This window comes from candidate division Zixibacteria bacterium HGW-Zixibacteria-1 (assembly GCA_002838945.1).
GTDB lineage: Bacteria > Zixibacteria > MSB-5A5 > GN15 > PGXB01 > PGXB01.
Window position 1 is genome coordinate 198,889 of sequence record PGXB01000002.1, and the last position, 14,109, is coordinate 212,997.

Annotated in this window: 13 protein-coding genes; 1 reads left to right on the forward strand and 12 read right to left on the reverse strand. The window is 48.6% G+C overall.

Going from position 1 to position 14,109, the window contains the following annotated elements; all coding sequences use genetic code 11:
• Positions 1-174: 174 nt before the first annotated feature.
• The 9 genes from CVT49_01695 to CVT49_01735 form a co-directional block, all read right to left on the reverse strand.
• A complete protein-coding gene (locus CVT49_01695) occupies positions 175-912 on the reverse strand; it encodes a hypothetical protein (protein ID PKK84894.1) in 738 nt (245 codons plus the stop codon).
• An 83-nt stretch (positions 913-995) separates the two neighbouring features.
• Positions 996-1,346: a cupin domain-containing protein gene (locus tag CVT49_01700; GenBank protein PKK84955.1), complete on the reverse strand. Its 351-nt coding sequence runs from the start codon at positions 1,344-1,346 to the stop codon at positions 996-998.
• Between the two features lie 100 nt (positions 1,347-1,446).
• The gene (locus CVT49_01705; GenBank protein PKK84895.1) at positions 1,447-2,469 is read right to left on the reverse strand and encodes a hypothetical protein; all 1,023 of its coding nucleotides are present in this window, start codon (positions 2,467-2,469) and stop codon (positions 1,447-1,449) included.
• 69 nt (positions 2,470-2,538) lie between these two features.
• A complete protein-coding gene (locus tag CVT49_01710) occupies positions 2,539-3,384 on the reverse strand; it encodes a hypothetical protein (GenBank protein ID PKK84896.1) in 846 nt (281 codons plus the stop codon).
• 234 nt (positions 3,385-3,618) lie between these two features.
• Positions 3,619-4,746: a hypothetical protein gene (locus CVT49_01715; GenBank protein PKK84897.1), complete on the reverse strand. Its 1,128-nt coding sequence runs from the start codon at positions 4,744-4,746 to the stop codon at positions 3,619-3,621.
• A gap of 10 nt (positions 4,747-4,756) precedes the next feature.
• Positions 4,757-6,610: a biotin attachment protein gene (locus CVT49_01720; GenBank protein ID PKK84898.1), complete on the reverse strand. Its 1,854-nt coding sequence runs from the start codon at positions 6,608-6,610 to the stop codon at positions 4,757-4,759.
• Entirely contained in the window at positions 6,607-6,819 is a 213-nt protein-coding gene (locus CVT49_01725; protein PKK84899.1) for a hypothetical protein, read from the reverse strand. Before CVT49_01725 ends, CVT49_01720 begins: the two co-directional genes overlap by 4 nt.
• A gap of 146 nt (positions 6,820-6,965) precedes the next feature.
• Entirely contained in the window at positions 6,966-7,901 is a 936-nt protein-coding gene (locus tag CVT49_01730; GenBank protein ID PKK84900.1) for a hypothetical protein, read from the reverse strand.
• A gap of 98 nt (positions 7,902-7,999) precedes the next feature.
• Complete coding sequence (locus CVT49_01735; protein PKK84901.1) at positions 8,000-10,255, reverse strand: NADP-dependent malic enzyme; 2,256 nt, start codon at positions 10,253-10,255, stop codon at positions 8,000-8,002.
• A gap of 266 nt (positions 10,256-10,521) precedes the next feature.
• Between CVT49_01735 and CVT49_01740 the strand changes: the two genes are divergently transcribed.
• A complete protein-coding gene (locus CVT49_01740; GenBank protein PKK84902.1) occupies positions 10,522-11,370 on the forward strand; it encodes a hypothetical protein in 849 nt (282 codons plus the stop codon).
• Between the two features lie 121 nt (positions 11,371-11,491).
• Here the strand turns inward: CVT49_01740 and CVT49_01745 are convergent, their stop codons facing one another.
• Genes CVT49_01745 through CVT49_01755 form a run of 3 tightly spaced genes read right to left on the reverse strand, consistent with a single transcriptional unit; the run spans position 11,492 to position 13,992 of the window.
• On the reverse strand, positions 11,492-12,427 hold the full coding sequence (locus CVT49_01745) for a hypothetical protein (GenBank protein ID PKK84903.1): 936 nt from the start codon (positions 12,425-12,427) through the stop codon (positions 11,492-11,494).
• Positions 12,428-12,439: 12 nt separating this feature from the next.
• Complete coding sequence (locus tag CVT49_01750) at positions 12,440-13,207, reverse strand: ABC transporter ATP-binding protein (protein PKK84904.1); 768 nt, start codon at positions 13,205-13,207, stop codon at positions 12,440-12,442.
• A complete protein-coding gene (locus CVT49_01755) occupies positions 13,204-13,992 on the reverse strand; it encodes a transporter (protein ID PKK84905.1) in 789 nt (262 codons plus the stop codon). Before CVT49_01755 ends, CVT49_01750 begins: the two co-directional genes overlap by 4 nt.
• Positions 13,993-14,109 lie beyond the last annotated feature (117 nt).

The window sequence follows — 14,109 nt, forward strand, 5'->3', positions numbered from 1 at the left end:
CGCTAAAATCGCTGCAAAAACGATAGTAATTTGATGGTAATTTGCTACGCAATTTTATACGTAATCCGTTTCGCGTTCGAAGAGTGTGGCAGCCTCAAACAAATTTCAATACAAAGTGTTGAAAGTTGTTTGGCGATGGCGCTGAAGGACTCTGCCAATAATGCGGAAACCTCCTCAACCTTCCGCCTGCACCACTGCCTCAGCCCTCGCCCAGCGGCTCACATCGGCGAAAATGTCATGAAGTTTCTCGCCCAGCATCAGATTTATCGTCAACTCCTGCTCGATATCCTGGCTGGATCGTGTCCGCCGACCCCGCTTGCCGAGGTTCATCTGCTGATACATGAGAACACCCGACTTGGCCTCGACAATAAGATAATCATCTATCGCCGCGAACTGATCCCAAACCGTGCGCGGAAACTGCCCGATGGTCTGGTCGCCCTTGTCGGCGAAGAGCGAATATTTCTCGTTGAATTTCGGACACTCCATAGGCCGAATCTCGCTCAGTCCAATCCGCGCGACAATCTTCTGGAAAACCGCATCCCAGATCTTACTCAGAAAACCGGGAAGTTTCGGATGCGGCATTATGGCGAACCGAGGCAATTTCATGTATTGATTGACCAGCGTGTAAGCGACCGAATACTGCTGCCGATCATGATTGCCGGCGATATCGAACCTGTATATCTTGTATCCGAACCGCGCATATTCATAAATATTCTTAATCCCCCGTCCCTTTTCCTGGATCCGGTGAAGCTCGCATATCGACTTCATCAGATCGTCATCAAGCCGTTCCCTCGGCACCAGTCCGCGCATTCGAAGTGTATTATCCAGCTTCTCGCGGCGACGCTTCTCGGCGCGAACGGCCAACGATATGACAAAAACGAAGAGCAATATAAATCCCAATACAATGTACATAATTATAACCCTGTCGAAAATGTGACTATTTATCTAATTATCGGCAGTAATAGACAGGAAATAAAGCGGTGGATTTGAAGCCGCTACAACTGCTCTTCAATCGTCCTGGTTATGGTCGATTTGACGTCGCCGGTATGTTTGGTCGCCCTGGGCTCTATGAGCAGAATCCAGCATTCCTGCTCCGAATGAACACGGTGCTTGATGCCTTTTTTCACGATATAATATTCACCCTCGCCCAGCGTGAAATCATCCTCATTCTCGATCTGCATCACCAGGGAACCCTTGACCATATAAAACATTTCATCTTCGTTGTCATGAATATGCCAGGGAACATCCTGTCCCTTGACTTTGGTGACTTTCACAAAAACATCGTTCACTTCACCGATGACTTTGGGAGAATAATATGCTTTTAATTGCGGAAATAACTTCTCCAGTTTTCTTTCATTACTCTTTTCCAAAACACTTACCTCCCTGATTTTGTCATACTAACGCATCCAAATAATGGGGTCATATCGCAATCTCGACTGCACGATTTTATTTCATCAGTGATTGCTTGAGATTTTCCAGAGATACGCTGTACTCGGCGCCTTCGCTGATTAATTTATAACCCATCTGCTCGTTGACCTTTTGTATGGGGAAATTCACCGCCCGCATATCGGTTGTCATGTATTTGTTGCCCGGGAAATCCTCCCCGATTTTTCTGAACAGCGCCGCCTTGAGCCATTTCGAAAGCCCCTTTCCGCGGTACTCGCTGATTACTCCGGTCATGGCCTGGTAGGCATTGGATGGATCATGGCCTGCGACCATGGCATTAGTAAACCCTGTCATATTATCCCGGTCATCATGCATGGTGAAAATATATAGGAAGCGATCATTCTTTCGCCGCCACTCGTCATGAACCCTGAATATTTCCGGCGTAATATGGTAGTTTCTGCCGCGATCTCTTTCCCTTGGCATTTCATTCAAAAACTGCGTAAACAATTCGGCAAACCGCACTAAATATTTATCAGGAATAATCTTATGAAACTCCAGCCGCAATGACGGATATCTTGTGGGAAATTCCTGCAGCCAATTATCTATAAGATCCTTATGTGCGATTATTCTCTCAAGCTGGAAACGGTTCAAAATATTCACCCGTATTCCCATCCAGTGTTCCGCCGGCTTGATGGTCCTCCGGCAGTTCGCCATATATTCCAGTTCCTGCAGACCATAATTTTCGAGCAGTTTCTCCAACTCAGCGCCGACGGTCATTGAGAATTTACGGGGTATCAGGTCATAATCGGCATCCAGATTCGAGACCAGCGACGGATCCGTCCCGCCGATATCGCGGCCCTGGGCAATCACCCATCCGACCGCTTTGCCTTCATCAAAAACACCATATCGGTATTGATGTTTATCGGTCTGTAAAAGTGAAAGATGCTGCTCTTTTAATCGCTGCCATGGGATGTCGAAGAAAAAACTGTTGTATTTCCTGCGCAGAGCAACAAGCAGCTCCTGACAGGCTATCCATTTCTCGTCGGTAAATTCGGGACCGTCGATTGAGATTATTTTGAACATGGGATAAATATAGCACAATACCCTGATTAGACAATATGAATTTGAGGACAGACAGTATTTTGATAATAATTAACTTATTGTTATCGCTCGACGACGTCCAATCACGATTATAGCAGCCGCAGCTAATAATGTCACTAAGATTATCAGCCCTACATTATTAGTTACGGGCACCTGAAATTGTACATCTTTGCATTTGCCGTCGCTGCCGGCATTATACAAAGCCGCAACCTCCGATGCATCAAGGGCCCGCTTAAATACTTCGACTTCATCAATCGGCCCCTGATGACGGTTGTCAAATGAATTGGTACCGATTTTGAAAGATACATTACTACTAACGCTTTGAACACTCTGGGCATCGAAATAGGCCATTATTTGGTTATTGATATATATTATGCCTCCGTTTTGAGCGGATTTATTTACCACTACAACAGCATGTATCCAGCCGCTTGATGGATCCGGGAGATCTCCGCTGTATGAAGTGCCGTTTATCGTGAAGACCAGTTGCCACGGAGCCGGGCCGACTATCTGAGTAATACTTAATTCATATCCTAAATGCGACTGGGGATCATACCTGCTGACCAGCCCTCCCTGATAGCCATATTGAAACCACAGGTCAATTGAGAAACTACTCTCATCGATTTCAAGTGAAGCGGATTCTTCCGGCACTTCCAGATAAGAGTTGCCGTCGAAATCAAAGGCTTGGTCAACCATCCCCGTTATATAGCCGGGCGTGCCGTGCCATAAGGCGGTCTTTCTGGATACAAGATCGCGTGAATGAATATCGCCCGGCCACCAGGCTAACATATTTGATGGGGGTTGAATACACTGAGCATAAAGACCATCAGCCACTAATCCTGATATTACTACCAGGCAGCTAATAAGGATAGTCACACGTTGCAGTATTCGAATTGACATAATCCTACACCTTTCTTGATTAAATTTGTTTTAGATTGCTTTCAACTATATACCGACTTCCCGGATATTTATAAAATAGACATTTTAGAATAAATTGTCAACGATTATCAAATATTTCCTAAACCGGATGAACCGCCGGATTAGTCTCTCGTAATCGCTTAATTATATATCATAAAAAAACGGCCGGGGCGGGCGCCCCGGCCTTACGAAAGTGTTGCAGCTTGCATTTTGATGCTACAATAGAAATGCCAGAAACACACCGGCTGCCACCGCCGAACCGATAACTCCGGCCACATTCGGGCCCATTGCCGGCATCAGCGGATTGACCTGGCCGTCGGTTGCATCCGACACGAATTTCTGCACCACACGAGCTGCCATCGGTACCGCCGAAACACCGGCCGCACCGATACACGGATTAATTTTATGTTTATGCGACAAAAACAAATTAAGAATCTTGGCGAACAGCACCCCCCCGGCCGTACTGAAAGCAAAGGCCACGGCGCCCAGCACCAGTACCATCAGTGTCCTGACATTCAGGAAGTGCGGCGCGTCCATGGTGGCGCCGACCGTCAATCCCAGGAAGATGGTAACGATATCGATCATGGCGCCGCCCGCGGTTTTCTTGAGTCGCTCGGTGACACCGCTCTCGCGGATGAGATTTCCGAACATCAGCATGCCGATCAGCGGTCCCGCGGAGGGAATGGCCAGCGATGCAACTATGCCGGTAACGATCGGAAAAAGAACCACCGCCGTCTTTGAAACCGGCTTCGCCTGGGGCATATCAATGGCTCGTTCCTTATGAGTAGTCAGCAGACGCATGATGGGCGGCTGTATGATCGGTACCAGCGACATATAGCTGTAGGCGGCCACGGCAATCGGACCGAGAAGATCGGGAGCCAGCTGGCTGGCAAGGTAAATCGAGGTCGGCCCGTCGGCACCACCGATAATCCCGATACTGGCCGCTTCTTTCGGCGTAAAGTCGAGCAGATAGTATGCTCCAAGCGCGGCGACAAAAATACCCAGCTGCGCCGCCGCTCCCAGCAAAAAGGTCAGCGGCCGCCCCAGTAATGGTCTGAAATCCGTCAAAACACCTATTCCCAGAAAAATAATGGGCGGGAGCAGTTCCGTCTTGATACCACTGTCGTAGATGATTTGAATAATTCCTTCACCGTACGAGCCCATTTGGGCCAGAGGCAGATTGGCCAGAATTATACCGAAACCGATAGGGATCAGAAGAAGCGGTTCGTAATATTTCGTAATAGCCAGATAAATGAGGACCCCGGCGACGATAAACATCAGCAGGTTTCCCCAGCTGAAAAATGCAAAACCCGATTTTGACAAAAGCTCCAAAAACGATTCCATAAGCCACCCCTTATGCGATGGTCATGATCGGTTTGGAAGCATCAATCTCATCGCCGATCTTGACATGTATGGCGGTCACCTTTCCGTCAACCGGCGCTTTTATATCATGCTTGGCCTTCATGGCTTCAACCGCCGCCACGACATGCCCTCTGTTTACCGATTCTCCTACTTTAACCAGAATATCAACAACCTCGACAAAACCGGCAAAGGTTGAAAATACCGACGTTCCCCCTGTCGGCGCCGGTGTGGGATTATTCACCGCGGCAGCCGGAGCCGGGCTCGGATTTCCGGAAGCAGCCGCCGGCTCAACCGTTACCATAAAGGTCCGGGTGACTGCGCCTTCCTGCACCACGCACCGTGATGTTACCGGCCCGTTAATCGCAGCGGCAATAACGGGAGCAGCGGCAGGTACTTCTGCCGGCTTAGGTTCTTCTTTCTTCTTAAGTGGGACATCGATTTTGGCATTGCCCATCAGGAAACGAATGCCCTCATTAAGCTCCATCTTTTTGCCAGGAACCATGGCCGACACGACAAGGAAAATATTCTTATCGTTGACCGGCAGACCTCTTTCTTCCAGCGCTTTTTTGGCCGGCTCAATATTCTTGGGAGCCGCATCCAGCGCATTACCGGTGAAGACCGGCAGGTTAAGCTGCTCCGAAGCAACTTTGATGACCTCGGGATCGGGAGGAAGCGGCGTCTTGCCGAAATATCCCAGGACGGCGCGTCCGTATCCGGCATCGATTTTTTTCCAGCGACCGTACATGACATTATTGAAAGCCTGCAGCCAGTACTGCTGCGAGCCGGGCGTGACCGATGTCCAAGCGCCTCCGGCCTCGACAACCACCGGGAATTCGGCCAGAACGTCACCATACTTTTCAAGAATACCGGCTTTAACCATCATGTGCACATTGGGCCCGATAGCGCCCCCCGGCATCGGGAAACCAAGCACCCGGGCATCAGCCGTCGTGGTTGTCGGGTTGAAATCATAATCCTTCATCAATTCGTTAAGCATCTCCTCGATTTCCGACAGTTTGGAAACGTCGATGTCAAGCGCATAGCCGGTTCCTTTCAAAGCATGATCCAGCGAACGAGCATCCGGTTGCACCGTCCCGCTCGCCATCGGCCTTACGGAGAGATCGACACCATCGGCGCCGCCGGCAATAGCCGCCATATAGCAGGCCACCGCCATACTGGCCGTATCATGAGTATGCATCCACAACGGCATCTCCGGCGGCATAAGCTTCCTTAAACCTATCGCCGTATCATAAATAGTCTTGGGATCGGTCGTGCCGCTGGCATCCTTAAGGCAAATGCTGTCTATATGAATACCGTCTTCCAACAGACGTTTCCCGATATTTATATAAAATTCCGCCGTGTGTACCTTATTCGACTTAAAAGGCAAGCCCATTAAAGCAATGCAGACCTGATGGTGCATCCCTGCATCAACAATCGGCTTACCGGTACGAATCAGGTTCTCGACATCATTCATGTAATCGAAATTTCTATCCCATGTTGTACCATACTGCTTCATTAACCTGGCCTGAAGCTGGAGCCCTTCGGGAGATTGTGTCGTAAGGGTCACTCCCGAAACCGATCGCGTAAGAATTTGCAGATCGACATCCGGACCGACCGCGTCACGAATAGCTTTCATATCCTCGAAAGGATCCTCACCCAGGTAAAAGAAAGGTGCCTGATACCTGGCCCCGCCCCCGAACTCGAAATGATGAATTCCCAATTCGGCTGCCCTTTTCATAGCAGGCAGAAAATCATTTAATCTGACCTTACCCCCAAAAGAACTTTGCAAGCCATCGCGAAACGGCATAAACTGCACTCTGATTTTCTTGGCAGTCTTGGTGAAGATCATTTTACCTCCTCAACCTTGGTAATAATGGTTCCGGGATAGATAGTGTTCATGGCGGACGCCACGGCCGCCAGAACAGCCGCATCAGTGGTTACCTCCTTATGCGCAAATATCCAGGAGGTCATGCGCATTAAGACGGCCAGCACGGATAGCAGAACAAAAACCGCGATAAAAGCGGAAATACAAATAGATAGTAGATCAGGTGAATTCATATAAATCCCCCAAAATGCTATTGCCGGCTTCCCGGCAATAGTTATCGCGACATTACAAAAAAACGTCGTAATAAATACTATTAAGTTTTCTCTTCAGGTGTACCCGCTCAAAATTAACACAATAACGGTATTAATGTCAAGGAAATTCAGGAAATCAGAACCAGGCGCCCGGTTGATACCGGCCGCGACACCCCTTCAAGGTGAAGATAAAGATCGTCCCCAATGGCCAATACGCGGCCGGAGCAAATTTCATCGTCCTCGGCATCATCGGTGTCGGGCCGAATCACGACTTTTTTGCCGATTATAGCCGATCGGCGGCGGTATTGGTCAATTAACCGGCAATATTTTCCAAAAAGCAGGTTTTCAATGTTTCTTTCGAGAGCAAGTATGAGATTGGCAAATATATAATTAAATCGGGCTTTGCCTGGATTTGGCTCAAACTGCCAAACAGATCCGGCCCGCGGCACAAAGTCGGAGACCGGTATATGGGGCGTTTTTTCCACATTCAAGCCGATACCGACGGCCGCGGCGGTAATAATATCACCCTCGGCCTGGGTGAAGGCCAGGACACCCGCAACTTTGGAATTATCTATCAAAACATCGTTAATCCACTTGATTTCGGCCCGACCCGCCAGGCTTTCAATCGTATCAATTGTCTCAACAACTGAGACCGTGGCCAGAACGGTAAGACTGACCGCAATCTGTTCAATAACCCGATTTGGCTCAAAATAAGCCACAAGATGAATATTTCCGGCCAAACCGGCCCAGGGTCGACCTTTAAATCCATGGAATCCTCCACCGGAATCGGCCAGAAAAAGAGAACCGTCAGGGATTGGAACATTTTCCCGGCAAAATTCGGACACCAGATCATAATGAGAACAAGAAGCCACCTTTACAATAAAAAGATATTTCCAAAATGTCGAAAGACCGTATTCTACCCGAAAAAACGTCTTTGATTCGAACAACTTTCCAAGAAGTCGATGATAGACAACAGGTTCACTGCCGATTTCGACACGCTGAAAAGACAGCGATTCTCCCAAAACATATTCGGCGTATTGAATGTCGTCGGTGTAAACAATCATTCAGTGAAATTACCGGCTGCACCGGCCAATGGCAACAGAAATTTTCCTTCAAAAAAAAAGCCGGGGCATTGACCCCGGCCTGGCAATCAACAAAGTGATTACTTTCTTCCATTTTGCTGGGCATCGACCACCGCAATGGCCGCCATATCAACGATTTGATTGACGTCATGAGTGCGATGAAGCACATGCACCGGTCTGGAGAAGCCCATCAAAATCGGACCGACGGCAATCAGGCCGCCCATCCGCTGAACCAGTTTGTAGGCGATATTGCCCGAGTTAAGATCGGGGAATATGAAGACATTGGCTTCCTCCTTCAGCTTGGAGAAGGGGAAGTATTTCTGCATGAAATCCGGCATCATGGCGGTATCAGCCTGCATCTCACCTTCGACCACCAATGTCGGATCTTTCTTACGAACCAGCTCAACCGCCTTGGCTACTTTATCCGATTCCGGGTATCGAGCCGAACCGAAATTCGAGAATGAAAGCATGGCAATCTTCGGCTCAATATCGAAGGCCCTGGCAACATGCGAAGCGCTGACAGCGATTTCGGCGAGTTCTTCGGCATCAGGGTTAATATTCACCGTCGTGTCGGCAAACATATAAACCTTGTCCTTCTGAATCATAGCGAACAGTCCGGACACGCGGTGGATTCCCTCATTAAGCGGAATTATTTCCAGCGCGGGCCGAATGGTCGTCGGATATGTCGATGTAACCCCTGAAAGAACGCCGTCACAGTCACCCATCTCGAGCATCATAAGACCGAAGTAGGTGCGGTCACGCAGGGTCCAGAGAGCCTGTTCCTTGGTGATACCACGCCGGCAGCGTTTTTCATAAAATCTCTCGGAATACGGCTTGCGCTTGTCAGAAGTAATCGGATTAATAATCTCAATCCCGTCGAGACTGACTTCAAGTGCGTCTGCCGCCATCTTGACATTTTCGGGATCACCCAGAAGTATCGGCTTGGCGATACCTTCGCTGACGACGATATGCGCGGCACGAAGAATTCGATCCGAATCGCCTTCAGGAAAGACTATTCGCTTGGGACTCTTGCGGGCCTTATCAGTGACTGCGCTCATTATGATCCGGCCCTTGCCGATTCGGCGCTCAAGGGAACGTTTATATTCCTCAATATCGACCTTATTCAGAGCAACGCCGGAATCCATGGCAGCCTGGGCGACTGCTCCGGCCTCCCAGGTGAGCACCCGGTGATCGAAAGGCTTGGGAATTATGTACTCGCGGCCGAACTTAAAATGATCGACCCCATAAGCCCGGGCGACTTCATCGGGAACATCTTCTTTGGCCAGCTTCGCCAGCGCCTTGACCGCTGCAATTTTCATTTCATCATTGATCGCGGTGGCATGGACATCAAGAGCACCCCGGAAAATGAACGGGAATCCCAGAACATTATTGACCTGATTGGGATAATCCGAACGTCCGGTCGCCATGATAACATCTTTCCTGGCCGCGACCGCATCAGGATAGGAAATTTCGGGATCAGGATTGGCCATGGCAAAAATGATCGGATCACGCGCCATTGATTTGACCATTTCCTTGGTTACCATATCCTTGGCGGAGACACCGACAAAAACGTCGGCATCCTTCATGGCATCTTCAAGAGTCCGGCATTTGGATTCACGCTCGAATTCGGCTTTATACTTATTCAATTTATCGCCGCGCCCCTTATATATGACACCTTTGGTATCGACCATCAGGATATTTTCATGCTTGACACCGAGAGTGCAATAAAGCTTGGCACAGGCAATTCCTGCGGCGCCGGCGCCGCAAAAAACGACCCGCACTTTGGCGATATCCTTTTTTACCAGTTCCAGCGCATTCAACAATGCCGCACCGGAAATAATGGCGGTGCCGTGCTGATCATCATGAAAGACCGGTATTTTCATGGTCCGTTTGAGTGTTTCTTCGATGTAGAAGCACTCCGGGGCCTTTATGTCTTCAAGATTTATGCCGCCGAAAGTCGGTTCGAGAAGCTGGCAGCATTTTATGATTTCATCCGGATCTTCCGTATCGAGTTCGATGTCAAAAACATCGACGTCGCCGAATCGTTTAAACAGAACGCCTTTTCCTTCCATGACCGGCTTACCGGCCGCAGCCCCGATATTCCCCAGCCCAAGAACAGCAGTCCCATTCGAAACCACCGCCACCAGGTTGCCTTTGGCGGTGTATTTATATACATCACCCGGATTGGCGTGAATCTCAAGACACGGCTGAGCCACGCCCGGAGTATAAGCCAATGATAAATCAAGCTGTGTCACGCAGGGCTTGGTCGGATTCACTTCGACTTTGCCCGGCTTTCCCATGCTGTGATAATCAAGGGCTTGTTGTTTCGTTATCATATGAGTTAAGCTCCTACTTTAAACCCATTAAGTTTAGTCCTCCCGTAACGGGTCATATATAATTGTTTAAAATCAATAGTCAAGCGTTTTTGGCCGACTTCTTCCATTCAAGCTTTTTGCGCCGGTCAAACACCTCAAATTGAGAATTCTTTCCAACCCGGTTTTGGCTTTTGAATTGGTTTATTGGCTTTTTGGAAACCTTTCCACCGACTTCTCGTAAAGAACTAATAGAGAATGGCTATAATTATATTTTATGGGAGGAATAGATGAAATTCACCCTCAAAACCTTATTTTTGACGACTCTCCTTACTTTTGGCTGTTTGCTGGCTTCCTCAATTGACACCTTCGCCGGCATCGTTCAGACCTGGGAAGAATCATATAATGCCAATTCGGGCGGGACCCTTTACATCGAGTCGGATATCGGCTCGATTTATATAGAAACCAATACCGCCAATAAAGTCGAGATAGAGATTGCCGCCAAACTGGACACCCGGAGCGAGCGGAAAACCGAAGAAATTCTTGAAAATCTGAAATTGGAATTCGAACAGGATGGCGATGATGTGTCTATTTTTGCCGAATTTAAAAACCGCAATATCTGGTCGTTATGGGGCAGCAGAGGGTCATCGCTGGGATTGGAATTTCATATTTCCGTCCCCGAAGAATATAATCTTGATCTCTTCACTGCCGGCGGCAGCATTGATGTGAACAACTTAACCGGGGAGGCCCGCGTCGAGACCTCAGGCGGCAGCCTTAGATTCCGGGAAATCAAGGGTCTCATCGAGGGAAAAACCTCAGGCGGCAGTATCAGACTGGAAAGCTGCGTTGGTGATGTCGATGTAAAAACTTCCGGAGGCAGCATCACCGCCAGAATCGAAGGTCAGCCCGAAGATGACTGCCGATTAAGCACTTCCGGCGGCGGTGTGACCGTATATCTCAGCCGCAACATCAATGTCGATATCGACGCCAGCACCAGTGCCGGTCATGTTGAAACCGATTTTCCTGTAACAATCCGCGGAAAAGTTCGTAAATCATCCTTGAAGGGACAAATTAACGAAGGCGGTCCGGAGCTGTATTTAAGGACTTCCGCCGGAAATATCAATATTTTGGAGATATAACATTCCTTTTTACATATAGTCATCGGGGCCGCTTCGGCGGCCCCACCCCAGCCTCAGACCTCACCCGAACCCGGTGATCCAATCACCGGGTTCTTTTTATGAAATAGATTCGGGCGGTGCGCTAAAACACCGAAAACTTGAAATACTTGCGGGGATTGTTCTCGATATCGGTAACCAGATTCTCAACGCGGACAATCAGATTCTTTATCTCCTGATACAATTCGTCATCATTGACCATCGCCCCGGCCGTCCCCTGCCCCTGGTTGATCTTGGCCAGAATCGAATCGATTCGTCCGCTTGAGGCATGAATATTGTCATACAGCCCGGGATCCGAAAGCAATTTACCTATCGTCCCTTCATTCTTATTGGCCTTCTCGGCGATGCCATCGATGTTATCCGTCAGACTCTCCAGCGATGAAACAATTTTCTTCTGACTCTCCTGCATATCATTGATCAAAATTGTCAGCGAGGACATCAGGCGCGTCATTTCATTATACAGCGTCTCCTCGGTAAACATCTTTCCAACCGAACCCTCCCCCCGATTCAGGCGGCCGGTCAGTTCGGTCAGATTGCTGGTCAGGTCCTTGGCCTTGGACATGACCGCCTCGCCCTCCGTAAAGACAGCCGAGAGATCGCCCGGTTCGGTGCTCGGAATGACGGAGCCTTCGGGCAGTATCGGGTTGGCATATGAACCCGGGATAATCTCAATATATTTATCACCGATAAATCCGATTGTCCCGACCTTGATAGAGGCATCGGTTGTGACCATCTTGGTGACAGACTTCAAAATACGAAATTTGACTTCGACCTGGCGCATGTCATCGAGATGAACGAATTCAACCTTATAAACATTCCCGACCTCTATACCTGCAACCCAAACCGGGCTGCCTGTCACCAAACCATTAACATTCTTGAAATATGCTTTATATTTAACTTTGCTGTCGAATATGGAAGTTCCGCCTCCCGAAAAAGAGGCCCAGAGCAAAACCGCTATGGCTATGGCCAGGAGGATACCGACCCTCAATTCGCCCCATTTTATTTTTGTAGTTCGTTTCATTTCATCCTCTATCTATATAAAGTCTATTTTTTTTACATTTTTGATCGCATCGCGGAAGGGCTGAAGGAAGTCCACTACCAGCGGGCCCTCCTCATTGCGGAGTTCTCCAAGCGACCCGTCAAAAGCGATCCGGCCGTCATCAATAATAATAAATTTTTCCGCGAGTTCAAAAGCATCCGAAATTTGATGTGTCACGACGATGGATGTGACCTGTTTTACTTCGGCCAGATGGTTAATCAGAATAATAATATTCCTGGTCATCTGCGGATCCAGACCGGTGGTCGGCTCATCATAAAGCATGATCCTGGGATTGGTCGAAAGAAGAGCCCGCCCGATCGCCACCCGTCGCTGCATCCCGCCCGAAAGCTGGTCGGGAAGATTATCGATTATTTCGTCCGACAGACCGACAAACCCAAGCATTTCGCGGACCTTAGCATCGATTTCTTCCATCTTCATCCTGGTATGTTCAAAGAGATAATACCCGACATTTTCACCGACTGTCAGCGAATCAAACAGCGCCCCGTCCTGAAAAACCATGCCGATCTGTTTGCGGATTTCTCTTAAGTGCTTTTCCTTGAGTTTGCAGATATTTTTGCCATCAATAAATATTTCGCCGCTATTTGGACAAGCCAGGCCAAGTATCAGGCGAAGAATGGTCGATTTCCCGGAGCCGGAATGTCCCATAATCACCCGTGACTCGCCGTCGGGAACAAGAAATGAGACGTTTTTCAATATCTGTTTATCTTCTATGGAATAATTTACGTTGCGAAATTCGATCATAAATATCCCTTCAAATAGCCGGAAATAAACTTGGTGATGACAAAATTGGAGATTAGAATCGTGATCGATGAGACCATCACCGACTCGGTCGTCGCCCGGCCGACTCCTTTGGTCCCGCCCTCGGAAGTGAATCCCTTATAACAGGAGACAAAGGCAATGACGAGGGCAAAGAAAAAAGGCTTAAAAATTCCCACAAAAATATTTCCGAAAATAAGCTTTTCTTTCACCGCCGTCCAGTATGTCAGGGAGCTGATATGAGCAAGGAAAACGGCAATAACCCAGCCGCCGAAAAGTGAAATAATATCGCAGACAATGGTCAGGGCGGGTACCATGACCAGCAGCGAAATCAGACGGGGCGCAGCCAGCTTTCTCATCGGATCGATCCCGAAAGCAATCATGGCGTCAATCTGATTGGACGATTTCATCGATCCGATTTCGGCCGTGATGCCCGCGGCAACGCGGGAAGCGACCATGATACCGGTCAAAATCGGCCCCAGTTCGCGGACAATGGCCAAAACCATGACTCTTCCCAGATAATTCTTGCTTCCGAAATCGGCCAGTTCATTGGCGAATTCCAGGGCCATGCCCTGCCCGGCCGAAATACCGGTCAGAACGACCAAAAATAAAGACCCTACCCCGATTATATACATTTGCTCGAATGTCTCCGCCGGATAAATCGGGCGACCGAACAAGGAACCGATCATTCTAATCGAGAAGTAAAATAGCTTCTGAGTCTCAACAATAAAATGCTTGAGCCAGTCATGAAGAAATTTTATTAAGACCAAATGTAATCTCCTGTAAAATCTGTTAAGGCTTAATGGTAGAAACCTTGAGGATTGTTGTCAAGACACTTTTGAGGGGTCTTGATATTTGTGCAAAAGATTCCTATCATAGCCCGATGT

What these genes read in the sequence shown, in the direction of transcription:
- CVT49_01695 (PKK84894.1), bottom strand. Translation starts at nt 912, where the DNA reads ATGTACATTGTATTGGGATTTATATTGCTCTTCGTTTTTGTCATATCG.
- CVT49_01705 (PKK84895.1), bottom strand. Translation starts at nt 2,469, where the DNA reads ATGTTCAAAATAATCTCAATCGACGGTCCCGAATTTACCGACGAGAAA.
- CVT49_01710 (PKK84896.1), bottom strand. Translation starts at nt 3,384, where the DNA reads ATGTCAATTCGAATACTGCAACGTGTGACTATCCTTATTAGCTGCCTG.
- CVT49_01715 (PKK84897.1), bottom strand. Translation starts at nt 4,746, where the DNA reads ATGGAATCGTTTTTGGAGCTTTTGTCAAAATCGGGTTTTGCATTTTTC.
- CVT49_01720 (PKK84898.1), bottom strand. Translation starts at nt 6,610, where the DNA reads ATGATCTTCACCAAGACTGCCAAGAAAATCAGAGTGCAGTTTATGCCG.
- CVT49_01725 (PKK84899.1), bottom strand. Translation starts at nt 6,819, where the DNA reads ATGAATTCACCTGATCTACTATCTATTTGTATTTCCGCTTTTATCGCG.
- CVT49_01730 (PKK84900.1), bottom strand. Translation starts at nt 7,901, where the DNA reads ATGATTGTTTACACCGACGACATTCAATACGCCGAATATGTTTTGGGA.
- CVT49_01735 (PKK84901.1), bottom strand. Translation starts at nt 10,255, where the DNA reads ATGATAACGAAACAACAAGCCCTTGATTATCACAGCATGGGAAAGCCG.
- CVT49_01740 (PKK84902.1), top strand. Translation starts at nt 10,522, where the DNA reads ATGAAATTCACCCTCAAAACCTTATTTTTGACGACTCTCCTTACTTTT.
- CVT49_01745 (PKK84903.1), bottom strand. Translation starts at nt 12,427, where the DNA reads ATGAAACGAACTACAAAAATAAAATGGGGCGAATTGAGGGTCGGTATC.
- CVT49_01750 (PKK84904.1), bottom strand. Translation starts at nt 13,207, where the DNA reads ATGATCGAATTTCGCAACGTAAATTATTCCATAGAAGATAAACAGATA.